18 protein-coding genes and 1 tRNA gene are annotated in these 22,907 nt (G+C 59.5%); 9 read left to right on the top strand and 10 right to left on the bottom strand.

What is annotated here, in order from left to right; genetic code table 11:
- Positions 1-74: 74 nt before the first annotated feature.
- Positions 75-542 (bottom strand): hypothetical protein, encoded by a 468-nt coding sequence (locus ACEN8Z_RS21875; protein WP_495595633.1) that lies wholly within the window; start codon positions 540-542, stop codon positions 75-77.
- Positions 543-786: 244 nt separating this feature from the next.
- On the opposite strand from ACEN8Z_RS21875, the gene ACEN8Z_RS21870 reads away from it, so the two are divergent.
- Complete coding sequence (locus ACEN8Z_RS21870) at positions 787-2,358, top strand: sensor domain-containing diguanylate cyclase (protein ID WP_495595632.1); 1,572 nt, start codon at positions 787-789, stop codon at positions 2,356-2,358.
- A gap of 69 nt (positions 2,359-2,427) precedes the next feature.
- Here ACEN8Z_RS21870 and ACEN8Z_RS21865 read toward each other — a convergent pair whose 3' ends face one another.
- Entirely contained in the window at positions 2,428-2,754 is a 327-nt protein-coding gene (locus tag ACEN8Z_RS21865; protein WP_495595631.1) for a hypothetical protein, read from the bottom strand.
- Positions 2,755-3,092: 338 nt separating this feature from the next.
- Between ACEN8Z_RS21865 and ACEN8Z_RS21860 the strand changes: the two genes are divergently transcribed.
- A complete protein-coding gene (locus ACEN8Z_RS21860; RefSeq protein WP_495595630.1) occupies positions 3,093-3,923 on the top strand; it encodes an arylamine N-acetyltransferase family protein in 831 nt (276 codons plus the stop codon).
- 55 nt (positions 3,924-3,978) lie between these two features.
- Here ACEN8Z_RS21860 and ACEN8Z_RS21855 read toward each other — a convergent pair whose 3' ends face one another.
- Both ACEN8Z_RS21855 and ACEN8Z_RS21850 read right to left on the bottom strand, forming a co-directional pair.
- Positions 3,979-4,284, bottom strand: coding sequence for a BrnA antitoxin family protein (locus tag ACEN8Z_RS21855; protein WP_495595629.1), 306 nt, complete (start codon positions 4,282-4,284; stop codon positions 3,979-3,981).
- 3 nt (positions 4,285-4,287) lie between these two features.
- On the bottom strand, positions 4,288-4,569 hold the full coding sequence (locus tag ACEN8Z_RS21850; protein WP_007997519.1) for a BrnT family toxin: 282 nt from the start codon (positions 4,567-4,569) through the stop codon (positions 4,288-4,290).
- 252 nt (positions 4,570-4,821) lie between these two features.
- On the opposite strand from ACEN8Z_RS21850, the gene ACEN8Z_RS21845 reads away from it, so the two are divergent.
- Entirely contained in the window at positions 4,822-6,339 is a 1,518-nt protein-coding gene (locus ACEN8Z_RS21845) for a nucleobase:cation symporter-2 family protein (RefSeq protein WP_495595628.1), read from the top strand.
- 140 nt (positions 6,340-6,479) lie between these two features.
- Here ACEN8Z_RS21845 and ACEN8Z_RS21840 read toward each other — a convergent pair whose 3' ends face one another.
- Complete coding sequence (locus ACEN8Z_RS21840) at positions 6,480-7,949, bottom strand: efflux transporter outer membrane subunit (protein ID WP_495595627.1); 1,470 nt, start codon at positions 7,947-7,949, stop codon at positions 6,480-6,482.
- Positions 7,950-8,036: 87 nt separating this feature from the next.
- Here ACEN8Z_RS21840 and ACEN8Z_RS21835 point away from each other — a divergent pair, with 87 nt between their 5' ends.
- From ACEN8Z_RS21835 to ACEN8Z_RS21825, 3 genes are all read left to right on the top strand, one after another.
- Entirely contained in the window at positions 8,037-8,657 is a 621-nt protein-coding gene (locus ACEN8Z_RS21835; RefSeq protein ID WP_495595626.1) for a TetR/AcrR family transcriptional regulator, read from the top strand.
- Between the two features lie 179 nt (positions 8,658-8,836).
- Positions 8,837-9,958, top strand: a complete 1,122-nt coding sequence (locus tag ACEN8Z_RS21830) for an efflux RND transporter periplasmic adaptor subunit (RefSeq protein WP_495595625.1) — start codon at positions 8,837-8,839, stop codon at positions 9,956-9,958.
- Positions 9,955-13,047, top strand: coding sequence for an efflux RND transporter permease subunit (locus ACEN8Z_RS21825; RefSeq protein WP_495595624.1), 3,093 nt, complete (start codon positions 9,955-9,957; stop codon positions 13,045-13,047). Before ACEN8Z_RS21830 ends, ACEN8Z_RS21825 begins: the two co-directional genes overlap by 4 nt.
- A 499-nt stretch (positions 13,048-13,546) precedes the next feature.
- Here ACEN8Z_RS21825 and ACEN8Z_RS21820 read toward each other — a convergent pair.
- Positions 13,547-13,622, bottom strand: a tRNA-Asn gene (locus ACEN8Z_RS21820).
- Between the two features lie 227 nt (positions 13,623-13,849).
- Between ACEN8Z_RS21820 and ACEN8Z_RS21815 the strand changes: the two genes are divergently transcribed.
- Positions 13,850-14,080 carry a hypothetical protein gene (locus ACEN8Z_RS21815; RefSeq protein ID WP_495595623.1) on the top strand — a complete coding sequence of 77 codons (231 nt, stop codon included), beginning with the start codon at positions 13,850-13,852 and terminating at the stop codon, positions 14,078-14,080.
- Here the strand turns inward: ACEN8Z_RS21815 and ACEN8Z_RS21810 are convergent.
- Positions 14,077-14,280, bottom strand: a complete 204-nt coding sequence (locus tag ACEN8Z_RS21810) for a hypothetical protein (RefSeq protein WP_495595622.1) — start codon at positions 14,278-14,280, stop codon at positions 14,077-14,079. The two genes, ACEN8Z_RS21815 and ACEN8Z_RS21810, sit on opposite strands and share 4 nt — an antisense overlap.
- Positions 14,281-14,518: 238 nt before the next feature.
- Entirely contained in the window at positions 14,519-15,715 is a 1,197-nt protein-coding gene (locus tag ACEN8Z_RS21805) for an amino acid aminotransferase (protein ID WP_495595621.1), read from the bottom strand.
- A 335-nt stretch (positions 15,716-16,050) separates the two neighbouring features.
- On the opposite strand from ACEN8Z_RS21805, the gene uvrB reads away from it, so the two are divergent.
- A complete protein-coding gene (gene uvrB, locus ACEN8Z_RS21800; protein ID WP_495595620.1) occupies positions 16,051-18,066 on the top strand; it encodes an excinuclease ABC subunit UvrB in 2,016 nt (671 codons plus the stop codon).
- A gap of 323 nt (positions 18,067-18,389) precedes the next feature.
- Here the strand turns inward: uvrB and ACEN8Z_RS21795 are convergent, their stop codons facing one another.
- Positions 18,390-19,940, bottom strand: coding sequence for an MDR family MFS transporter (locus ACEN8Z_RS21795; RefSeq protein WP_495595619.1), 1,551 nt, complete (start codon positions 19,938-19,940; stop codon positions 18,390-18,392).
- The gene (locus ACEN8Z_RS21790) at positions 19,930-21,018 is read right to left on the bottom strand and encodes an HlyD family secretion protein (protein WP_495595618.1); all 1,089 of its coding nucleotides are present in this window, start codon (positions 21,016-21,018) and stop codon (positions 19,930-19,932) included. Before ACEN8Z_RS21790 ends, ACEN8Z_RS21795 begins: the two co-directional genes overlap by 11 nt.
- A 242-nt stretch (positions 21,019-21,260) precedes the next feature.
- Between ACEN8Z_RS21790 and gltX the strand changes: the two genes are divergently transcribed.
- On the top strand, positions 21,261-22,742 hold the full coding sequence (gene gltX, locus ACEN8Z_RS21785; RefSeq protein ID WP_007997532.1) for a glutamate--tRNA ligase: 1,482 nt from the start codon (positions 21,261-21,263) through the stop codon (positions 22,740-22,742).
- Positions 22,743-22,907 lie beyond the last annotated feature (165 nt).

Raw genomic sequence — 22,907 nt, 5'->3', positions numbered from 1 at the left:
CTAAACGCAGCGCTCTTGAGTCAATCGCGAGCAAGCTCGCTCCTACAGGGAAGGGCGGTATTCAGCTCCCCCCCCTAAAGCGCCAGCCCTTGTTGCACCACTGCAAGCAGATCGGTTTCCGTCAGTGCTACCGCGTCCAGCTGCACTGTGGCCTGCTCGATCGTTTGCAGCCACCAGTGTGTTTCACCGTGTTCGTCCACGGTGCGCAACAGGGCGAGTTCGTTGCCTTTGCAGTGAATCTCGACACGTCCCTCGCCATCGGCAGTGAAACGCGCAACCGGGTCGAACGTAATGCTGTGCTCGTTGCCGACGATCACCAACTGGTCGATGGCGTAAGCGTAAGAGTCACCATTGGGGTGACTCTCGTATACGTGGGTGGGGTTGCGCCTCAGGACCAGGCCGGCTTCGGTCAAGGGCAGCAGCCAGGCCTCTATCCGTTGATACAGTTCGTAGACCTGACCCGGCCAGCCATCGATCGCCTGATCCGTGCCGGTCAGCCGTGTTTGTTTCAATTTTGCGGCGAGTTCGTCTGCCTTGCTCATGTCGATTCCCTGTTTGAGGTCAGTCTAATCGTAGCTCGTTGACGCACAGGCAGCGCTTGCCCTGGATCATGTTTGCAGCTCAGGCCGGGTGCGGACGTTGTGCCCGGGCAGCACCTGCGGGCCGGTGTGATACCGCTGGGCAAGTGGCCACCCATTTATCCTGGATAACCCCGTAAACTACGGCCCACAAAGACTGAGGGCTTTGGCTCGTTGCCCATGCCTTGCCCCCCGACAGGATGAACTTTTGCCCACTCGCTTTAACGACCCGGACCACGCCCCTGGCACCGCATTGAAACGCATACCGCTGCGCAAGGCGGCGGTATTGTTCATTGCCACGGTGTGTCTGTGCCTGTGCGGTTTGCTCTACCTGCAACTGGAGCAGTCCCGTCGCCATGATCTGAGCCTGGCGCAAGTGGCGTCTTCGAATCTGACGCGGGCCATGGCGCAGCAAGCCGAAGACACCTTCATGAAGGCCGACCTGGTGCTGACCAGTCTGGTGGACTGGATTCAGGTCGACGGTTTCGGTCAGGACATGCGACCACGCTTGCAGCAGACCTTCGCCCGGAGGGTGCTGGCGCTGGATCAACTGCATGGCATCCTGCTGTTCGACCAGAAGGGCCAGTGGGTGGTGACCTCATTTGAAAACCTGCCCCGGGGTGCCGGGGTCGCGGATCGCGAGTACTTCAAGTATCACCAGCAGAACGTATCGTCGGTGGCGCATATCGGCGCGGCCATTCGCAGCCGGGAAAACGGCGAGTGGATCATCCCGATTTCCAAACGGGTCAACGACAAGAACGGCCATTTCCAGGGTGTGTTGCTGGCCGGCATCAAGATGTCGTACTTCGACCAATTCTTCAAAAGCTTCAGCCTCGACGACAACGGCACGATGTTTCTCGGCCTGACCGATGGCACGTTGTTGGCGCGTCGACCTTTTGTAGAGGCGCAGATCGGCGCGTCGCTGGCCCAGAGCGAGATTTTCCAGAAGTCCCTGCCACTGGCCACTTCCGGCAATGTGATGTTCACGTCGATCATCGATGGTGTGACACGCCTGTACGGCTACCGCCAGCTGGAGGCGTATCCACTGGTGGTCGCCGCTGCGTCATCCACGGAATCCATTCTTGCGGGTTGGTACGACACGGCGTTTCGCTCCAGCCTCATCGTTGCCCTGGTGTTGCTGGGCGTGGGGTTGTTCGGTTGGGGGTTCCTTCATCAGGTGCGTGTTGGCGAGCGGGTCGAGGCGGATTTGCGCAAGGCCCAGGAAGCGCTGGAGCTGATTGCCACACACGACAGCCTGACGGGGCTGGCCAACCGCCGGTTGTTCGAACGGGCGCTGGACATCGAGTTCGGGCGCGGCGCTCGGCAGGCGAGCCCCTTGAGCCTGATCATGCTCGATATCGATTACTTCAAGCGCTACAACGACACTTACGGTCATGTGATGGGGGATCATTGCCTGGCTGAAGTGGCTCGTGCACTGAAGAGTTGCTGCCACCGCAAGGCCGATCTGGCGGTGCGTTACGGCGGTGAAGAGTTTGCGGTGTTGCTGCCTGACACCGACATCCACGGCGCCATGACCATTGCCGAGCAGATCCGCCGCGGCGTCATCGACAAGAACATCAGTCACACCGGCTCGCCCAACGGTTACGTGACGGTCAGTCTGGGGTGCTATTCGTTCGTGCCGTCGGGGCGTGACAGCATGGACGTGTTTGTTGAGCGGGCGGATGCCGCGTTGTATCAGGCCAAGCATTCGGGGCGAAACCGCGTGGCAACGTTGTCGATGGCCGGTGGTGTCGAGGCGTTGATGCGTTCCGATCGTTGAAGTGTTTTTCCTGTCGGCGGTCATGCCGAGGTAAGCCCCTGGCGACAAAAGGCAGCCAATGACTGCGCGTCATCGGCTGCTTTTGCCTGTCCAGCTGCCCGTCCCGCCGCCAGCGCCACCGGTTCCACCTCCGGGGGCGCCGGTGCCACCACCCGCGCCACTGCCCGGACCATTGACGCCGGTGCTGCCGCTTGACGAGCTGGGGCCACGACCGCTGGCATTGTCGCCCGAGGGGACGCTGGGTCTGTTGTTGTCTGGCAGCATGGTCGAGTTGCGGGTTGCGCCCGGTGTCGTACCGGTTGCGTTAACGCCATCGCCGGACGCCGCAAACGTGGTCAGGGGCATCGCCGACAACCATCCAGCCAGGAGCAGCGAAGTCATTCTGATGTTCATCATGGTCGTCTCCAGGGATGAGTTGTCACCTGATGTTGGTGTGAAGGGGCGCGCGGTGGGTGCCGGACGGTTGAAAAGTGGCACGGATTTGACCGTGACCGGCACTGGGCCGCAGAGGATCACCGTTCCATGTTCAAACGAGAACCCTGTGGGAGCAACTGTCTTCACCGTGCCACTCGTCACCGCCACTCGGTGCCATCGCGCAACATGGCATTCAGCCTGATCGGCAGGACCCGCACTGGGCGATTGGCGAAATCAATTGTCGGCCGTACCGGTTCATCCCTTATACATAACGCCCATCGGCGGAGTGATCCGCAGCGAACGTGCAAAAGGATTGAACGATGAGCGAGCCACGCCTGACCGATCGTGCTTTGTATCTGCGACGCCTGGGTTTCGATGCACCTCCGGCACCGACCCTGGAAACCTTGCGCCAGCTGCAATTGCGCCACACCGGCGTTTTCCCGTTTGAAAACCTCACCACGTTATCCGGCGAGCCGGTGCTGATCGACTTGCCGTCCGTCGAGCAGAAGGTCTTGCACGATGGTCGTGGCGGTTACTGCTACGAACTCAACAACCTGTTTCTGGCCTTGCTTCAAGCGTTGGGTTTCGATGCCCGTGCCATCAGCGGTCGGGTGGTGATGGGCCAGCCGGAGGGCGCCTGGACTGCCCGGACCCATCGCCTGAGCCTGGTCATCATCGATGACGTGCGCTACATCACCGACGTCGGCTTTGGCGGCATGGTACCGACCGCACCCCTGTTGCTCGACTCCCGCGCCGAACAACTCACCCCTCACGAGCCGTATCGCATCGACCTGCACGTGGACGGTTTTACCCTGCGCGCCAACGTCGCCGGTGAATGGCGAGCGATGTACATCTTCGACCTGCAGCGCCAGGAAGATATCGATTTTGCTGTGGGCAACTGGTACGTCTCGACCCACCCCGAGTCGACTTTCGTCAAGCAGTTGATGGTGGCGCGCACCGGGGAGGGGTGGCGGCGTACGCTCAACAATGGCAGCTTCGCGATTCACCGGATTGGCCATGATAGCGAGCGGCGGCAGGTGACGGATGTGCAGGAATTGATTGGCCTGCTGGACAGCGAGTTCGGCATTCGCGTACCGGAAAAGGCGCCATTGACGCGGACTCTGGAACGATTGATCGCAGCGCCGCAATAGCTGGCTGATCGTGGGCAACACAAAGGGCTGATCTGATTGGTCGGCCCTTTGTGTTTCAGGGCCGAACACCCGGCTCCATCACCCGTTGAATTTCGCGCAGGGCTTCTGCGAGTTTCTGCTCCAGGCCCTTGAGTTCGGCAGGGGTGAGGGTTTGTTTCAGTTGTGCGCTCTTGCCTTCGTTGAGCAGGGCCCGGCGCAACGTATTGTTGATCGCCGTCTGGTAGCCGTACCCCTCGTGTTCCGCCAGTGCCCGGGCGGCTTCGATGACAGCGTCATCAAGCATGATGGTAATGCGGGTCTTGCCTTTGGCGGGCACTATGGCCCCGCGCCTGGCGTTGCTGAAATCGTATTCGTCTTTCATCGGTCATGCCTCCAGATACTGACGGCGCTCGCTTTTGGTGGCGATGCGCGCGGAAATGATTCGAACGAAATTCGGATCGCGGTGGGTGTACGCGACGACCAGCAATCGGCCTTTGGCATCCAGCCCCAAGGTGATCCAGCGTTGTTCCTCATGGTGGTTGTCCTCGATGGTCAGCGCTCGTTCGTCATGGAATACCGGTTCTGCCTCCGCGAGGCTTATGCCTTGGTGCTTGAGTTTGTTAGCTGCGTTCTTTGCCTTGTGGTACTGAATTTCGAATGACTTCATTATGCATACTTTATATGTATGTGGAAGCGGCAGGCCTTACCGATGGTCGCCAGGAGTTCGAAAGACTAGTCAGCACCCGGGGGTGGACAGGGAGGGATGTATTTCAAGGTTTTTTGGCTGGGCCATGGGAGTGGCAGGCGGAAATGGACAGGTATCCATTTTGTGACTGGTAAGTTGTATACAACTCTATAGACATTTGTCACGACTATTGAATACAGTGTGCGAATAACAAAAACCAGGGAACCCCCTACCATGAAAACGCCCCATGTTTCACACCAACGGCCCGAGGACGAAAACCTAGGGATCGGCGCGAATATGGCTTATGGCCTGCAACATGTTCTGACCATGTATGGCGGTATCGTCGCGGTACCATTGATCATCGGCCAGGCGGCCGGGCTCTCGCCGGCGGACATCGGTTTGTTGATTGCTGCTTCATTGTTTGCGGGGGGGCTGGCAACGCTGCTGCAAACCCTGGGTTTACCGTTTTTTGGTTGTCAATTGCCGCTGGTACAGGGCGTGTCCTTCTCCGGCGTCGCGACCATGGTGGCGATTGTCAGCAGTGGCGGGGAGGGCGGGTTTCAATCGGTGCTGGGCGCGGTGATAGCGGCGTCCCTGATCGGTTTGCTGATCACCCCGGTGTTCTCGCGTATCACCAGGTTCTTTCCGCCGCTGGTGACCGGCATCGTGATTACCACCATCGGCCTGACGCTGATGCCGGTAGCCGCGCGCTGGGCCATGGGCGGTAACAGTCACGCGCCGGACTTCGGCAGCATGGCGAACATCGGTCTGGCGGCGGTGACATTGGTGCTGGTGCTGCTGCTGAGCAAAATCGGCAGTGCGACCATCTCACGTCTGTCGATTCTGCTGGCCATGGTGATCGGCACGATCATCGCGGTGTTCCTCGGCATGGCCGACTTCTCGTCCGTCACCCAGGGTCCGATGTTCGGCTTCCCGACGCCGTTCCACTTCGGTATGCCGACTTTCCACTTCGCTGCGATCCTGTCGATGTGCATCGTGGTGATGGTGACGCTGGTGGAAACCTCGGCCGATATTCTGGCTGTTGGTGAGATCATCGGCACCAAGGTTGACTCCAGGCGCCTGGGCAACGGTCTGCGTGCCGACATGCTGTCGAGCATGTTCGCGCCGATCTTCGGTTCCTTTACCCAAAGCGCCTTTGCCCAGAACGTCGGGCTGGTGGCGGTTACGGGGATCAAGAGCCGCTACGTGGTAGCCACTGGCGGTCTGTTCCTGGTGATCCTCGGCCTGTTGCCATTCATGGGTCGGGTCATCGCCGCCGTACCGACCTCAGTACTGGGTGGCGCCGGCATCGTGCTGTTCGGTACTGTCGCGGCCAGCGGTATTCGTACCTTGTCCAAGGTCGATTACCGCAACAACGTCAATCTGATCATTGTCGCCACCTCGATTGGCTTCGGCATGATCCCGATCGCGGCGCCGAACTTCTACGATCACTTCCCGAGCTGGTTCGCGACCATTTTCCATTCGGGCATCAGTTCCTCGGCGATCATGGCCATCGTGCTGAACCTGACCTTCAACCATCTCACCGCCGGTAACTCCGATCAGCAATCGGTGTTTGCGGCCGGTACCGAGCGGGTGCTGCGTTATCAGGATCTGGCGGCGTTGCGTGAGGGGGACTATTTCAGCGACGGTAAACTGCATGACTGCGACGGCAAAGAGATTCCGGTGCTGGAATCGGAACACGGCGTGGCAGAGCCACGGTCGTTGCACGCGAAAAGCAGTGAACATGTCTGACGTTCACGGCGACTGAAAAGGGACGGCTTTTCAATCGTGTCTAGTCCTGAAATAGGTTTACACCTGTTTCACCCCAACGCCCGATGCACCGCATCGGGCGTTCTGTATTTTAAGGACAGGTGTGTGACGTTCTAAGGTACTTACAGTACCGTTGAGGCAACGCGAGCATCTGAGTCGTCTCGCTGCCAACCGCCGCCCAATGCTTTGAACGTGGCCACTGCAGCGCGAGCCGATTCAGTTTGTGCCTGGGCTCTGCCATCAGATGCCGCTAAAAGGTGTTCATCGGCATCCAGTACTTCGATCAGGCTGACCACGCCTTTTTCATAGGCGACAAACGACGTCGCTCGGGCTTTCGCATACGCCGACTCACCCTGGGCGAGTTGTGTCGATTGTTGCTCGCGGTTGATGAGTGCCGAAAAAGCACTTTCGACATCTTCGCAGGCCCGCAGAACGGACTGGCGGTAAGCGGCTAAGGCTTCGGCTTCTTGGCCTTTCGCCAAATCAATTTGAGCGTTGATGCGGCCAAAATCGAACAGCCTCCAGCGTAATCCCAGTGCCGCCGAAGCCTGACTGGCGCCGTTGCTGAACAGGTTTGCGCTGGATACCGAGGTAGCACTGCCGAGCAGCGCCCCCACAGACAGTTTGGGGTAGTACTCGGACATGGCTTCGCCGATGCGTGCGTTGGATGCCGCAAGCCGGCGCTCAGCGACGATCAGGTCTGGACGCCGACGCAGCAGGTCGGCCGGAGCGCCCATGTCCGAGAGGCCTGGCACATCAGGGATGGGTGCCGGTTTAGTCAACTGCGCGCTATAAGTGCCCGGCGCTTTGCCCAACATGACATCCAGCGCATTCATTGACGCGTCAAGGCCGGCTTGCAGTACCGGAACGTTAGCCCGCGCTTGATTCAGCGCGCCTTGGGTCTGGTTCAACTGCAGTTCAGCTGCCAGTCCTTTTGCATAGAGGTGTTCGATGGTGGTGAGCAGTTGTTGTCGCGTGTCTACTTGATGCCGGGCAATTTCCAGGCGTGCCTGAAGGCCACGGATGCTGATGTAAAGATCGGCTGTCTGCGCGACCACTGCCAGGCGTGTGGCAATCGCTCCGGCTTGCGAGGCCTGATAATCGGCCAGGGCGGCTTCTTTACCTCGGCGCAGCCCGCCAAACACATCTAGCTCCCAGCTGGCATTCAAATTCGCCTCATAGGCACTGCCGTAGCGATTATAGGAAGGGTCTGAATTCAGCACTTGGCCCAACGGAGTCTCCAATGACTGACGGGCTCGGGCTGCTTGAGCGTTGACGGTAGCCGACGGCAGGAGGGCTGCGTTAGCTGCGCCCAAACCGGCGCGAGCCTGCTCGATCCTTGCGCTTGCCTGGGCTAGATCGAGGTTCTGTTCAAGTGCTCGATTTATCAGCTGACTGAGTATTGGGTCATTAAATGCGTTCCACCAAGCGGCGAGATCGGCATTTGCGGCGCCCACTTGTCGTGCCTTGGACGTTTGCGCCGAGAAATGCTCGGGCAATTCCACACTGGGTTTTGAATAGTCGGGGCCCACTGCGCAACCTGCAACCATACCCAAACACAGAAAGGCGGCGAAACGAGGAGAAGGGTGCATGCGATACCTGCGAAAGGGTCGGTTTGTGACGATATTACAATTTGGTCACAAGTTGTCAACCACCTTTGGGATGAGTAAGCTGCTCGCATGAATCAGCCATCAGTTTCTTCGCCCGGCGCCCGTGGCCCAGCCGATCACGACATTCGAGACCAGATTGTTGCGGCGGCCAACGAACATTTCAGTCAGTACGGTTATGGCAAAACAACGGTTTCTGACCTAGCCAGGGCCATCGGCTTTTCCAAGGCTTACATCTACAAATTCTTTGAATCCAAGCAGGCGATTGGTGAAGCAATCTGTACAAATTGCCTGACTGAAATCGTTGCAGCAGTGGAGCAAGCCATCAATGTAGACGGCATCTCGCCGACTGAGCGTTTTCGGCGCCTGGTCAAAACCTTAATCGCTACAGGTGTGAGCCTGTTCTTTAACGACCGTAAACTCTACGACATCGCAGCGTTCGCCGCGTCGGAGCGATGGCCCTGCTCACAAGTCTATGACGCTCAGATCAAGAGCTTCGTGTTGCAAATCGTGCGTGAGGGGCGAGAGCTTGGCGAGTTTGAACGCAAGACACCGCTGGACGAGACGGTAGAGGCGATTCATCTCGCTCTGCAGCCCTTCATCAATCCTCTGCTATTGCAGTACAACCTCGATTTTGTTGAAGAAGCCCCTTCTCTCATCTCCAATCTTGTTCTGCGCAGCCTGATGCCTTAAACCGTCTGCTGACGGATGCGCTGCGCATCCGTATCAGCGTGTGCGCCTGAAAAAAACCAGATATCGAGCCTCTTTGCTTTGCTCTGATCAAGTGGGCAATGTTCATTCGTCTTGGTAGTGACTATTGACAGGAATGGTCACTTGAATAAGCATGGTGCATCCGCTACCGAGAGGTCTTTATGATCCAGCGCCACCGCATGTCACCCATTTTCATTGTCTTGTTGCCGTTTGCCCTGGCGGCCTGCAACGAGGTCACGCCTGCCGATCCTCGCCTTCAAGTGCCCTTGGTGCGCATCGGCGTGGTTCAGCCCTCCGAGCCTGCGGCACGGGTATTCACCGGTATCGTCGCGGCTCGAGTTCAGAGCGATCTCGGTTTTCGGGTACCTGGGAAGGTCTTGGAGCGTTTGGTGGATGCTGGACAGAGTGTCAAGCGCGGGCAGCCCCTCATGCGCATCGATGCCAACGACCTGACGCTGACCGCGCGGGCACAGCAGGAAGCGGTACTGGCCGCCATGGCCCGAGCTCGGCAGGCCTCCGATGACGAGCTTCGCTACCGTGATCTGGTGTCCGTCGGGGCGGTATCTGCTTCAGCTTACGCAGGGATCAAAGCAGCCGCCGACTCGGCGAAAGCCCAACTCAACGCTGCCCAGGCCCAGGCTGATGTGGCGAAAAACGCGACCGGTTATTCGACGTTGCTGGCGGATGCTGACGGGGTGGTAGTGGATACCTTGGCGGAGCCGGGGCAGGTAGTTGGCGCAGGGCAGGTGGTGGTACGCGTTGCCCATTCAGGGCAGCGCGAGGCCGTGATCCAGTTACCCGAGACGTTACGTCCTGCGCTGGGCTCGGCGGCGACGGTTGAGCTATACGGCCAGCACCAGACTGCAGGTAAAGCGCGTTTACGCCAGTTGTCCGACTCTGCCGACCGACAGACCCGAACGTTTGAAGCGCGCTATGTGCTGGAGGGGGCGCTCTCCAACGCCACCCTGGGTTCGACAATCTCAGTGGTTATCGCTGACACGGATGTTGCTGATGTCAAGGAATTACAGGTGCCCATGGGGGCCCTCTACGACACCGGTAACGGCCCGGGGGTCTGGGTGGTGGGCGGGGAACCGGAGCAGGTGGCATGGCGCCCGATCAAGGTTCGCGGCCTGAATAATGAGGCCAGCGTGCGCGTGACGGGTGATCTGCAGGTGGGTGATCGTGTTGTCGCATTGGGTGCTCACTTGCTGAGCGAGGGAGAGAAGGTAAGGACTGAACTCGCCGATGCTCCGCAAAATTCAGTGGTTGAGGTAAGTCGATGAGCGGCTTCAATCTTTCGGCGCTGGCTGTACGCGAGCGCTCAATCACCCTGTTTTTGATCCTGCTGATTGCTGTGGGTGGGTTGTACGCCTTCTTCAAACTGGGGCGTGCGGAAGACCCCGCATTCACCATTAAACAAATGACGGTGGTCACCGCCTGGCCAGGGGCGACGGCCCAGGAGATGCAAGACCAGGTGGTAGAAAAGCTGGAAAAACGCATGCAGGAACTGCGTTGGTACGATCGGACCGAGACCTTTACCCGGCCCGGCTTGGCATTCACTACGGTGTACCTGCTCGACAGCACGCCGCCCTCAGCCGTCCAGGAGGAGTTTTACCAGGCGCGCAAGAAAATTCTGGATGAGCAGAAGGGGTTGCCGCCTGGGGTGATCGGCCCGATGGTCAATGATGAGTATTCCGATGTCACCTTCGCGCTCTATGCGCTCAAGGCCAAGGGCGAGCCGCAACGTCTGTTGGTGCGCGAAGCCGAGAGCTTGCGCCAGCGTCTGCTGCATGTGGCGGGTGTGAAGAAGGTCAACATCATCGGTGAACAGGCCGAGCGCATTTTTGTCGAGCTGTCCTACGAGCGTTTGGCGACACTGGGCATTTCCGCACGCGACATCTTCAGTGCGTTGAACGCGCAAAACATGATAACCCCGGCAGGTTCGGTAGAAGCGAAGGGTCCACAGGTTTTCATCCGCCTGGATGGCGCGTTTGATGACCTGCAGAAGATACGTAATACCCCACTGACGGTGCAGGGCAGAACCCTCAAGTTGTCCGATGTGGCTGAGGTCAAGCGCGGTTATGAGGACCCCGCGACGTTCCAGGTACGCAACAACGGCGAGCCGGCACTGTTGCTCGGCGTGGTCATGCGCGACGGCTGGAACGGTCTGGATTTGGGGAAGTCGCTGGACGCTGAGGCCACAGCGATCAACGAGCAGATGCCTTTGGGCATGAGCCTGACCAAGGTCACGGATCAGGCGGTGAATATTGGCGCCTCCGTCAACGAGTTCATGGTGAAATTCTTTGCTGCCTTGGGCGTGGTGCTGCTGGTGTGTTTTCTCAGCATGGGCTGGCGTGTCGGCGTTGTGGTTGCCGCGGCGGTGCCGCTGACCCTGGCGGCCGTGTTCATTGTCATGGCGGCCACGGGCAAGGACTTCGATCGAATTACCCTGGGCTCGTTGATTCTGGCGCTGGGGCTGCTGGTGGACGATGCAATCATTGCCATTGAAATGATGGTGGTGAAGATGGAGGAGGGCTACGACCGAATCAAGGCCTCCGCTTATGCCTGGAGCCACACGGCCGCGCCGATGTTGTCGGGGACGTTGGTGACGGCGATCGGCTTTATGCCCAACGGTTTTGCCAAGTCGACCGCTGGTGAGTACACCGCGAACATGTTCTGGATCGTTGGCATTGCGCTGATCACTTCCTGGGTGGTGGCCGTGGTGTTTACCCCTTACCTGGGCGTCAAACTGCTACCGCAGATCAAGGTGCCTGACGGCGGGCATACGGCGATTTACGGTACGCCGAACTATCAGCGTTTCAGGCGCCTGCTGGGCAGTGTGATCCGCCGCAAAGGCCTGGTGGCGACATCCGTCGTGGGCTTGTTTGTTGTTGCGATTCTGGGCATGGGCGTGGTCAACAAGCAGTTCTTCCCAACGTCCGACCGACCTGAGGTGCTGGTTGAGGTGCAGATGCCTTACGGCACCTCTATCGAACAGACTGATGTGGCGGCGGCCAAGGTCGAGGCGTGGTTGGCTCAGCAGCCGGAGGCCAAGATCGTCACCGCTTACATTGGCCAGGGCGCGCCGCGCTTCTACTTGGCGATGGCCCCTGAACTACCCGATCCATCCTTCGCAAAAATCGTCGTCCTGACCGCGAATCAGCAAGAGCGTGAGGCGCTCAAGCTCCGCCTCAGACAAGCCGCGGCCGATGGCTTGGCGCCTGAAGCTCGGGTGCGGGTGACGCAGTTGGTATTTGGTCCTTATTCACCGTATCCGGTGGCCTTTCGGGTGATGGGCGCCGACTCTGCGGTGTTACGAGATATCGCCGCGCAGGTGCGTGCGGTCATGACCGCCAGCCCGATGATGAGGACCGTCAACACCGACTTGGGCGAGCGCACACCGGCGCTTCATCTCACGCTGGATCAGGATCGTCTGCAAGCATTCGGCTTGACCTCGACCGATGTCGCGCAACAGCTGCAATTCCTGCTCACGGGGGTGCCTGTCACCGAGGTGCGTGAGGACATTCGCTCGGTTCAGGTGGTGGCTCGCTCGGCGGGTGAAACGCGTCTGGATCCGTCGAAAATTGCCGCCTTCACGCTGACCGGCGTCCAAGGTCAGCGCGTTTCGCTGTCCCAGGTAGGGGCGGTGGATGTACGCATGGAAGAGCCCATCCTGCGACGTCGTGATCGTACGCCGACAATAACCGTGCGCGGTGACGTGGCTGAAGGTCTTCAGCCCCCCGATGTCTCCAACGCCTTGATAACGCAGTTGCAGCCCGTCATCGAAAAGCTGCCGACGGGCTACCGGATTGAGTTTGCCGGCGCGATCGAGGAGTCGGGTAAAGCGAACAAGGCATTGCTGCCATTGTTCCCGATCATGATCGCGCTGATGTTGCTGACCATCATCATTCAGGTGCGCTCGATGTCGGCAATGATGATGGTGTTTGCCACCGCGCCTTTGGGCCTGATTGGTGTGGTGCCAATTCTGCTGCTGTTCCAGCAGCCGTTCGGGATCAACGCCTTGGTGGGATTGATTGCCTTGTCAGGGATTCTGATGCGCAACACGCTGATCCTCATTGGCCAGATTCACTCCAATGAGCAAGCCGGCCTGTCGCCTTACAACGCCGTGGTCGAAGCCACTGTGCAGCGCGCGAGGCCCGTGATTCTCACGGCATTGGCGGCGATGTTGGCGTTCATTCCGCTGACCCATTCGGTGTTCTGGGGAACGCTGGCCTACACCCTGATTGGCGGTACGTTTGCCGGCACCGTGCTGACCCTGGTGTTCCTGCCAGCGATGTACGCCCTCTGGTTCAAGATCAAGCCTGAGCCCCAGCCCCAGCATGAGCTTGCAGCGAACACTCATGTTGCTTGATATCTGCGTACCTGGGTCGTTTCAAAAAGGAAAATCGATATGAGCTCGTTGGCCCGGATTACTCAACAGTTTGATCCCGCTGTGCCCTTCGTGACTCCGGCCAACTGGCTCCGGGGAACAACAGTGTTTGATGGGCTATCTGCAGCCCTGTCATTGCAGACGGTGTTGCTTGAGGCATGGCCGGATCGCCAAGAATGTTGAGTGTTGTCAGGGATCAAGGCCCCTGCGACCTGTGGGGGTGTCCTCTAACGAGGGACTGGCGGCTCTTTACGATCGGGAGCTTGGGCATCTCATGATCTGGCCTCCTGAACACCGATACCGGTGGGCGGGTGGAGGCTGCATTGGGTGAAGGCAGGGATGCGATGACCGGGGCAAACTCTACCCTTAAAATTGCGGGTACCCACCGGAATCCGACAGAACGCCAAAACGAAAAAACCCGCCATAAGGCGGGTTTTTCGGGGGTTTCAGAGATTTTGAAAGCCTTCTCTGGAGCCTGGTCTGGCTCCACGACCTGGACTCGAACCAGGGACCCAGTGATTAACAGTCACTTGCTCTACCAACTGAGCTATCGCGGAATGGCGCGTATCTTACTGATTCAAAAAGAGAAGTCAAGCATCGAATAACAATTGGAGCGAATCATCGGGACGGGCGGTGGTTTAGCGGCGATTGGCGGTTACCAGGATCGCCCCAGAGGTCTACCATGGCTGCCCGGAAGTGGTGACACGCGCTGCCGGCCATTCGCCGAAAAGGTACGCGCCATGAATCATTTGACCCTCACACCTCGACACCACGGGGTGCACCCATGAGCATCTCTCAGATCAGCCTGCCCAAGGGTGTCGGCCCCCACGCCGAAAGGTTGTTCGATGCCATCACTCAGGCCGGCACCGCTGAAGCATTGAACCGCGCAGGTGGCAAGGCGGAAGGTTTTGTCCTGGGGCTGGAAAGCATTAAAGCGATCAAGAGCCAGGTCGCGGAATCTCTGTATGTCGCCTACGACGACGCTGCCAGCCAGCGTGCGACCGAACTGGCCTAGCCGCCGAAGGTAATGGTGCCGAGCATCAGTTTGGCGTAGAGCGCCGTGGCACCCAATTGCACCAGCCACAGGGCCAGGCCACCGAGAAACACACCGACAGCCACTTGCATCACCAGATTGTTGCCGCGTTGTTTGGCTGGGGTGCGAGGGATGAAGTCATCCAGGTCATCGCGGTCGGCGCGCAGGTCATCGTTTTTCATGTGTTTTCTCGCAGGAGTTCCAGGGTGTACATAATACCTGTAGGAGCGAGCCTGCTCGCGATGGCGGCAGCACATTCACCATCAACGGTGGCTGATACATCGCTATCGCGAGCAGACTCGCTCCCACGTTTTGAATTGTGTGGAGTTTAGAGGGCTGAGCCCGTGGTTTGAGATTTATCTGCGACAAATAAAAAACGGGAAGCTCAATGGCTTCCCGTTTTTCACATCACGACGCGATTCAGATCACCTGAACGATGGCATCCGTCACAACCTTGATGTTGCTCTGGTTCAGCGCAGCCACGCAGATGCGGCCGGTGTCCAGGGCATAGATGCCGAACTCGTTGCGCAGGCGGTGAACCTGCTCAACGCTCAGGCCGGAGTACGAGAACATGCCGCACTGACGACCGACGAAGCTGAAATCGCGCTGAGGCGCTTTTTGAGCCAGCAGGTCGACCATCTGGGTCCGCATGCCACGAATGCGCAGGCGCATTTCGGCCAGTTCGGCTTCCCACTGGGCGCGCAGTTCCGGGCTGTTCAGCACCGCAGCGACAACGCTGGCACCGTGGGTCGGCGGGTTGGAGTAGTTGGTGCGGATCACGCGTTTGACTTGCGACAGCACGCGCGCGCTTTCTTCTTTCGATTCGCTGACGATCGACAGGGCACCCACACGCTCGCCGTACAGCGAGAACGACTTGGAGAACGAGCTGGAGGCGAAGAAAGTCAGGCCCGACTCGGCGAACAGGCGCACGGCAGCGGCGTCTTCGTCGATGCCATCGCCGAAACCTTGATACGCCATGTCGAGGAATGGCACGTGGTTCTTCGCTTTCACTACTTCAAGAACGTTTTTCCAGTCCGCCGGGCTCAGGTCCACGCCAGTCGGGTTGTGGCAGCAGGCGTGCAGCACAATGATCGAGCCGTTCGGCAGCGCGTTCAGGTCTTCCAGCATGCCGGTACGATTCACGTCGTGGGTCGCGGCGTCGTAGTAACGGTAGTTCTGCACCGGGAAGCCGGCGGTTTCGAACAGGGCGCGGTGGTTTTCCCAGCTCGGGTCGCTGATTGCCACGACGGCGTTCGGCAGCAGTTGCTTGAGGAAGTCGGCACCGATTTTCAGTGCGCCAGTACCGCCAACGGCCTGGGTGGTGATTACACGGCCGGCAGCGATCAGCGGCGAATCATTGCCGAACAGCAATTTCTGCACAGCCTGGTCGTAGGCGGCGATACCGTCGATTGGCAGGTAGCCACGGGAAACGTGTTGAGCGGCGCGAATGGTTTCGGCTTCGACAACGGCGCGCAGGAGTGGAATTCGCCCCTCCTCGTTGCAGTAAACACCGACCCCCAGGTTGACTTTGTTGGTCCGGGTATCGGCGTTGAATGCTTCGTTGAGGCCCAGGATTGGATCGCGTGGTGCCATTTCGACAGCGGAGAACAGGCTCATTATTGCGGCGGCTCTGAATGGAGAGTGGAGGGACGTGTCGCGCTCCAGCCGAATGCACTAGAGCGGTGCACAAACGGGGAGCTAGTATAGAGGCCATCGGCGATTGCTGGCGACAGGCGAATCAGCATTTCGGGTAAGTTTTTCCGATTATTTATCGACCGTTAGTCGAATGGCGTCGGCAAAGGTTTTGCGTGATGTAGGACGTTTGCCTTGAAAGCGCTGGCAATCGGCTCCACATTGAGCACAATCCAGTTTTTTCTTCGGGCGACATCGGTCGTTTGCGGTCTTTCTCGTTCGTGCCGGTTTTACCGGCAAGAGTGATCCAGAGGTATTTCATGTCTGAATTCCAGCTAGTCACCCGATTCGAGCCCGCCGGCGATCAGCCGGAAGCCATCCGCCTGATGGTCGAGGGCATCGAGGCCGGGCTGGCGCACCAGACGCTGCTTGGTGTGACCGGTTCGGGCAAGACGTTCAGCATCGCCAACGTGATCGCCCAGGTGCAGCGCCCGACGCTGGTGCTGGCACCGAACAAGACCCTGGCGGCGCAGTTGTACGGTGAGTTCAAGGCGTTCTTCCCGAACAACGCGGTGGAATATTTCGTTTCCTACTACGACTATTACCAGCCTGAAGCCTACGTACCGTCCTCGGACACCTTCATCGAGAAAGACGCATCGATCAACGACCACATCGAACAGATGCGTTTGTCGGCGACCAAGGCGTTGCTCGAGCGCAAGGACGCGATCATCGTCACCACGGTGTCGTGCATCTACGGTCTGGGCAGCCCGGAAACCTATTTGAAGATGGTGTTGCACGTGGATCGCGGCGACCGGCTCGATCAGCGTGAATTGCTGCGCCGCCTGGCCGACCTGCAATACACCCGCAACGACATGGAATTTGCCCGTGCGACCTTCCGCGTGCGTGGTGATGTGATCGATATCCACCCGGCGGAATCCGATTTTGAAGCGATCCGCATCGAGCTTTTCGATGATGAGGTGGAAAGCCTGTCGGCGTTCGATCCGCTGACCGGCGAAGTCATTCGCAAACTGCCGCGCTTCACCTTCTACCCGAAGAGCCACTACGTGACGCCACGGGAAACCCTGATGGGCGCAGTCGAAGGCATCAAGGTCGAGTTGCAGGAGCGCCTGGAGTACCTGCGTTCCAACAACAAACTGGTGGAAGCCCAGCGCCTGGAGCAGCGCACCCGTTTCGACCTGGAGATGATCCTCGAACTGGGTTACTGCAACGGCATCGAAAACTACTCGCGCTATTTGTCTGGCCGCGAAGCTGGCGCGCCGCCGCCGACGCTTTATGACTATCTGCCGCCGAATGCCTTGCTGGTGATCGACGAATCCCACGTCAGCGTTCCGCAGGTGGGCGCCATGTACAAGGGCGACCGCTCGCGCAAGGAAACCCTGGTCGAATACGGTTTCCGTCTGCCCTCGGCCCTGGACAATCGGCCGATGCGTTTCGATGAGTGGGAAAGCATCAGTCCGCAGACGATTTTCGTCTCGGCGACTCCGGGCAACTATGAAGCCGAGCACGCCGGGCGCGTCATTGACATGGTGGTGCGCCCGACCGGGCTGGTGGACCCGCAAATCGAGATCCGCCCGGCACTGACCCAGGTCGACGACTTGCTGTCGGAAATCACCAAGCGTGTCGCTCTGGAAGAGCGAGTGCTGGTCACGACGCTGACCAAGCGCATGGCCGAAGACTTGACCGACTATCTGGCGGATCACGGCGTGCGCGTGCGTTATCTGCACTCGGACATCGACACCGTGGAACGGGTCGAAATCATCCGCGACCTGCGCCTCGGCACCTTCGATGTGTTGGTGGGGATCAACCTGTTGCGTGAAGGTCTGGACATGCCGGAAGTCTCATTGGTGGCGATCCTCGATGCCGACAAGGAAGGCTTCCTGCGTTCCGAGCGCTCGCTGATCCAGACCATCGGCCGCGCGGCGCGTAACCTCAATGGTCGGGCGATTCTGTATGCCGACCGCATTACCGGTTCCATGGAGCGCGCGATCGGCGAAACCGAGCGCCGTCGCGACAAGCAGATTGCCTTCAACCTGGCCAACGGCATCACGCCCAAAGGCGTGTTCAAGGACGTCGCCGACATCATGGAAGGCGCCACCGTGCCCGGTTCACGTAGTAAAAAACGCAAAGGCATGGCCAAGGCCGCCGAAGAGAACGCCAGATACGAAGCGGAATTGCGCTCGCCGGGCGAGATCGCCAAGCGTATCAAGGCCCTGGAAGAGAAGATGTATGCGTTGGCGCGTGATCTGGAGTTTGAAGCAGCGGCGCAGATGCGCGATGAGATTGGCAAGTTGCGCGAGCGGTTGATCACTGTTTGAGATTTGCGGTGAGTTTGCGGGCCTCTTCGCGAGCAAGCTCGCTCCCACAGTTGATCGGGTTGTTCTGGCGGATGCGGTCCGATGTGGGAGTTTGGATTTGCGGTGTCTGAACTGGCCTCTTCGCGAGCAAGCTCGCTCCCACAGTTGATCGGGTTGTTCTGGCGGATGCGGTCCGATGTGGGAGCTTGGATTTGCAGTGTCTGAACTGGCCTCTTCGCGAGCAAGCTCGCTCCCACAGTTGATCGGGTTGTCCTGACGGACGCGGTCCAATGTGGGAGCGAGCTTGCTCGCGATGAGGTCGGTCAGGGCGCTGCAAGTATCAATTAGTGTGCTTCCCCGGCCTTCAACCCCGCCGGCAACTTCCTGGTCAGCAACACCGCCAGCATGCTGATCCCCAGCGCAATCCCGACAAAATGAAATGCATCGTTGTAGGCCATGATCGATGCCTGTTGGTGGGCGATCTCGCTGAGTTTGCCCAGTGCCGCCGTTTCATTGCCCAACCGGTCGGTCAGCGAGGCAATGCGCTCGGCCACCTGCGGATTGCTCGGCACGATGGCTTCGCGCAAGTAATCAAAGTAAACCTTGGTCCGCGCATCCAGCAGCGTGGCGAGCAGGGCGATGCCGATGGCGCCGCCGAGGTTGCGCAGAATGTTGAACAGGCTCGAGGCCGATCCCGCATCCTGGGGCAGGATGTAGGCGGTGGCGATCAGCGAGATGGTCACCATGATCAGCGGCTGCCCCAGGGCGCGGATGATCTGGATCTGATTGAATTGCGGCCCGGCAAAGTCCGGGTTCAGCACGCCCGAAGAGAAACTCGCCAACCCGAACAACCCGAAACCCAGCGTACACAGCCATTTCGGCGAGACGAACTTCATCAGCTTGGGCACCAGCGGGATCAGAAACAGCTGCGGCACGCCCATCCACATGATCACTTCGCCAATCTGCAGGGCGTTGTAGTTCTGAATCTGCGCCAGGTACAGCGGCAGCAGGTAAATCGAGCCATACAGCCCGACCCCCATCCCGACACTGGAAATACTGGATAAGCCGAAGTTGCGGTTGCCGAGGATGCTGAGATTGATCAGCGGATTGGGTTTGGAAAACTGCACGATGACAAAGGTGATCAGGCTGACCAGCGCGATACTGCCCAGGGTTACGATCAGGTTCGACTCCAGCCAGTCCTTGCGATGGCCTTCCTCCAGGAATACTTGCAAGCAACCAAGCCCGACGCCGAGGGTGAGAATGCCGGCGTAGTCGGTGCTTTTCAGCAACTCCCAGTGCGCTTCTTTTTTCTCCAGACCGTACATCAGGCCGGCGATCATGATCAGGCCGGGCGGGATGTTGATGTAGAATATGTATTCCCACCCCCAGTTCTCCGTCAGCCAGCCGCCGAGGGTCGGGCCGATGGAGGGTGCGAAGGTGGCGGTCATGGCGAACATGGCCATGCCTTTGGCGCGGTGGTGTTCCGGGAGCTTGATCAGGGTCAGGGTGAACGCCAGCGGAATCAGCGCGCCGCCGGTAAAACCCTGCAGGGCGCGGAACACGATCATGCTTTCCAGGCTCCAGGCCATGGAACAGAGCAGGGACGCGGCCAGGAAGCCGAGGGAGACCCACACCGCCAGACGCCGGGCCGACAGCAACTGCACGAGCCAGGCGGTGAGCGGGATCATGATGATTTCCGCCACCAGGTACGAGGTGGAGATCCACGAACCTTCTTCCAGGGTCGCCGACAGCGCGCCCTGGATGTCCTTGAGCGAGGAGTTGGTGATCTGGATGTCCAGCACCGCCATGAACGCGCCGAGCATCACGCTCATCACCGCGATCCAGTCGCGCCGGGTCGGTTCGCCGACCGTGCGGATCAGTTGATCACCGGCCATTGTCAGGGGTGTCTTTGTTGCTCACTTTGGGGGTGACATCTTCAGGGGCGTCCTTGATGTTCACCTTGGCGGTGACCGACATGCCCGGACGAATCTTGCCGCGCAACGGGTTGTCCGCGGCGAAGGTCAGTTTTACCGGAATCCGTTGTACGACTTTGGTGAAGTTGCCCGTGGCATTGTCCGGCGGCAACAGGCTGAACTGAGCGCCCGAAGCGGCGAACAGACTGTCGACCCTGGCTTTGATCGGGGTGTCGCTGTAGGCGTCGAAGGTCAGTTCGGCTTCCTGGCCGGGCTGCATGTGGCCAATCTGGGTTTCCTTGAAATTGGCCTGAATCCAGATGTCTTCGTCCGGCACGATCGACAACAGGTAAGCGCCGGCCTGCACGTATTGGCCTTCGCGGGCTGCGCGCTGGCCGATCAGGCCGCTGATGGGCGCGTGGATTTCGCTGCGGGTCAGGTTTAATTCGGCCTGGGCGAGGTCGGTTTTGGCGTTGGCGATCTGTGCGTCGAGGCGTTTTATCTCGGCGCTCAGTGCGTTGACCTGCTGGCGCTGACTTTGCGCGTCGGCCTGGGCCTTGGCCACTTGCGAGCGGGCAATGTGGTTGTCGGCAGACAGGGTGGTTACCCGTTCTTCCGACACGTAACCGGGTTTGCGCAAGGTCTCGGCGCGGGTCAGGTCGATCTGCGAGCGGCCCAGGCTGGCCTGGCTGGACGCGACTTGCGCTTCGCTGGCGGCAATCAGGCTGGCCTGCTGGGTCAGTTTGCTCTGGGCTTGCAGGCGCTCGGCCTGGCGGGTGGCCAGGGCGGCATCGGCGCGGTCGACAGCGAGGCGGAAGTCGTCGACTTCGAGTTTGATCAGCAACTGGCCTTTCTCGACATGCTGGTTGTCCTGCACCAGCACCTGATCGATGCGCGCCCCCAACTGGCTCGACACACGGGTGATCTCGCCCTGGACATAAGCGTTGTCGGTGCTTTCATAAAAGCGCCCCTTGAAGATCCAATGGGCAAACAGACCCCCGGCAATCAACAGGACAACCAGCAGGAACGTGAAGAGGCGACGCTTGAGTTGGGCAGGCATGAGGCAAACTGTAGTCGAGAAATTGTAAGGGAAGTTATCAGCAGGCAAATCTGGCATACAGCCGATAAACGGTAAATGCCATCGGCTGAGATTCGGCCATTCACCGCGCCATACGGGCGTTACAGACGCAACGTTGGCTTAAATGCCCTGTTCACTGGAGCGTGGCCTGTGTCGCCTGTTACCATTCGGCTCTTGTTTGAAGTTCGCTTTGAACTTCGCTTTTTATCTTTTCGAGACATGCCATGACCACCGTCCGCACTCGCATCGCGCCATCGCCTACCGGGGATCCCCACGTAGGTACCGCCTACATCGCCTTGTTCAACTACTGCTTTGCCAAGCAGCACGGCGGTGAGTTCATCCTGCGGATCGAAGACACCGACCAGCTGCGTTCGACCCGCGAGTCCGAACAGCAGATTTTCGACGCCTTGCGCTGGCTGGGGATCGACTGGAGCGAAGGCCCGGACGTCGGCGGCCCGCACGGCCCATACCGTCAAAGCGAGCGTGGCGATATCTACCAGAAGTATTGCCAGCAGCTTGTGGAGCTCGGTCACGCTTTCCCGTGCTTCTGCACCGCCGAGGAGCTGGACCAGATGCGCGCCGAGCAGATGGCTCGCGGCGAAACCCCGCGTTACGACGGCCGCGCGCTGCTGCTGTCCAAGGAAGAAGTTGCCCGCCGCCTGGCGGCCGGCGAGCCGCACGTTATCCGCATGAAAGTACCGAGCGAAGGCGTCTGCGTGGTGCCGGACATGCTGCGTGGCGACGTTGAAATCCCGTGGGACCGCATGGACATGCAAGTCCTGATGAAGACCGACGGTCTGCCGACGTACTTCCTGGCCAACGTGGTCGACGATCACCTGATGGGTATCACCCACGTACTGCGCGGCGAAGAATGGCTGCCATCGGCACCGAAGCTGATCCTGCTGTACGAGTACTTCGGCTGGGAGCAACCGGAACTGTGCTACATGCCGCTGCTGCGTAACCCGGACAAGAGCAAGCTGTCCAAGCGCAAGAACCCGACGTCGGTGACGTTCTACGAGCGCATGGGCTTCATGCCTGAAGCAATGCTCAACTACCTGGGGCGCATGGGCTGGTCGATGCCGGACGAGCGCGAGAAGTTCTCGTTGCAGGAGATGGTCGACAACTTCGACTTGAAGCGCGTGTCCCTCGGCGGGCCGATCTTCGACATCGAGAAGCTGTCGTGGCTCAACGGTCAATGGCTGCGTGACCTGCCGGTGGAAGAGTTCGCCGCGCGCGTGCAGAAGTGGGCGTTCAATTCCGAATACATGATGAAGATCGCTCCGCACGTGCAGGGCCGGGTCGAAACCTTCAGCCAGGTTGCACCGCTGGCCGGGTTCTTCTTTGCCGGTGGCGTGAACCCGGATGCCAAGTTGTTCGAATCCAAGAAGCTCTCGGGCGATCAGGTTCGTCAACTGATGCAGTTGATCCTGTGGAAGCTCGAAAGCCTGCGCCAATGGGAGAAGGACAGCATCACCGCGACCATCCAGGCGGTGGTCGAATCCCTTGAGCTGAAGCTGCGTGATGCGATGCCGCTGATGTTCGCCGCGATCACTGGGCAGGCCAGTTCGGTGTCGGTGCTTGATGCGATGGAAATTCTCGGGCCGGACCTGACCCGTTTCCGTCTGCGCCAGGCCATCGACCTGTTGGGCGGTGTGTCGAAGAAAGAAAACAAAGAGTGGGAAAAGCTGTTGGGCGCTATCGCCTGATTCCCACCGTTACCCTGTAGCAGCTGCCGCAGGCTGCGTTGGGCTGCGAAGCGGCCCCGATGGCCTTGACGCAATCTGTCTGAAAGGACGGAGGGTCCGAATCACGAGCGCTGCGCGCTCGAACGCAGCCTGCGGCAGTTGCTACAGGGGCGAATATGCACAGGA

This window comes from Pseudomonas sp. Pseusp10 (genome assembly GCF_059492225.1).
This window is presented reverse-complemented; position numbering and strand designations above follow the sequence as displayed.

Excerpts from the sequence above, each read along its gene's own strand:
- ACEN8Z_RS21835 (WP_495595626.1), top strand. The coding sequence starts at position 8,037 with ATGAATCAGCCATCAGTTTCTTCGCCCGGCGCCCGTGGCCCAGCCGAT.
- ACEN8Z_RS21805 (WP_495595621.1), bottom strand. The coding sequence starts at position 15,715 with ATGAGCCTGTTCTCCGCTGTCGAAATGGCACCACGCGATCCAATCCTG.
- ACEN8Z_RS21840 (WP_495595627.1), bottom strand. The coding sequence starts at position 7,949 with ATGCACCCTTCTCCTCGTTTCGCCGCCTTTCTGTGTTTGGGTATGGTT.
- ACEN8Z_RS21845 (WP_495595628.1), top strand. The coding sequence starts at position 4,822 with ATGAAAACGCCCCATGTTTCACACCAACGGCCCGAGGACGAAAACCTA.
- ACEN8Z_RS21865 (WP_495595631.1), bottom strand. The coding sequence starts at position 2,754 with ATGATGAACATCAGAATGACTTCGCTGCTCCTGGCTGGATGGTTGTCG.
- ACEN8Z_RS21830 (WP_495595625.1), top strand. The coding sequence starts at position 8,837 with ATGATCCAGCGCCACCGCATGTCACCCATTTTCATTGTCTTGTTGCCG.
- ACEN8Z_RS21815 (WP_495595623.1), top strand. The coding sequence starts at position 13,850 with ATGAGCATCTCTCAGATCAGCCTGCCCAAGGGTGTCGGCCCCCACGCC.
- ACEN8Z_RS21875 (WP_495595633.1), bottom strand. The coding sequence starts at position 542 with ATGAGCAAGGCAGACGAACTCGCCGCAAAATTGAAACAAACACGGCTG.
- gltX (WP_007997532.1), top strand. The coding sequence starts at position 21,261 with ATGACCACCGTCCGCACTCGCATCGCGCCATCGCCTACCGGGGATCCC.
- ACEN8Z_RS21795 (WP_495595619.1), bottom strand. The coding sequence starts at position 19,940 with ATGGCCGGTGATCAACTGATCCGCACGGTCGGCGAACCGACCCGGCGC.
- ACEN8Z_RS21790 (WP_495595618.1), bottom strand. The coding sequence starts at position 21,018 with ATGCCTGCCCAACTCAAGCGTCGCCTCTTCACGTTCCTGCTGGTTGTC.
- ACEN8Z_RS21850 (WP_007997519.1), bottom strand. The coding sequence starts at position 4,569 with ATGAAGTCATTCGAAATTCAGTACCACAAGGCAAAGAACGCAGCTAAC.
- ACEN8Z_RS21810 (WP_495595622.1), bottom strand. The coding sequence starts at position 14,280 with ATGAAAAACGATGACCTGCGCGCCGACCGCGATGACCTGGATGACTTC.
- uvrB (WP_495595620.1), top strand. The coding sequence starts at position 16,051 with ATGTCTGAATTCCAGCTAGTCACCCGATTCGAGCCCGCCGGCGATCAG.
- ACEN8Z_RS21825 (WP_495595624.1), top strand. The coding sequence starts at position 9,955 with ATGAGCGGCTTCAATCTTTCGGCGCTGGCTGTACGCGAGCGCTCAATC.
- ACEN8Z_RS21860 (WP_495595630.1), top strand. The coding sequence starts at position 3,093 with ATGAGCGAGCCACGCCTGACCGATCGTGCTTTGTATCTGCGACGCCTG.
- ACEN8Z_RS21855 (WP_495595629.1), bottom strand. The coding sequence starts at position 4,284 with ATGAAAGACGAATACGATTTCAGCAACGCCAGGCGCGGGGCCATAGTG.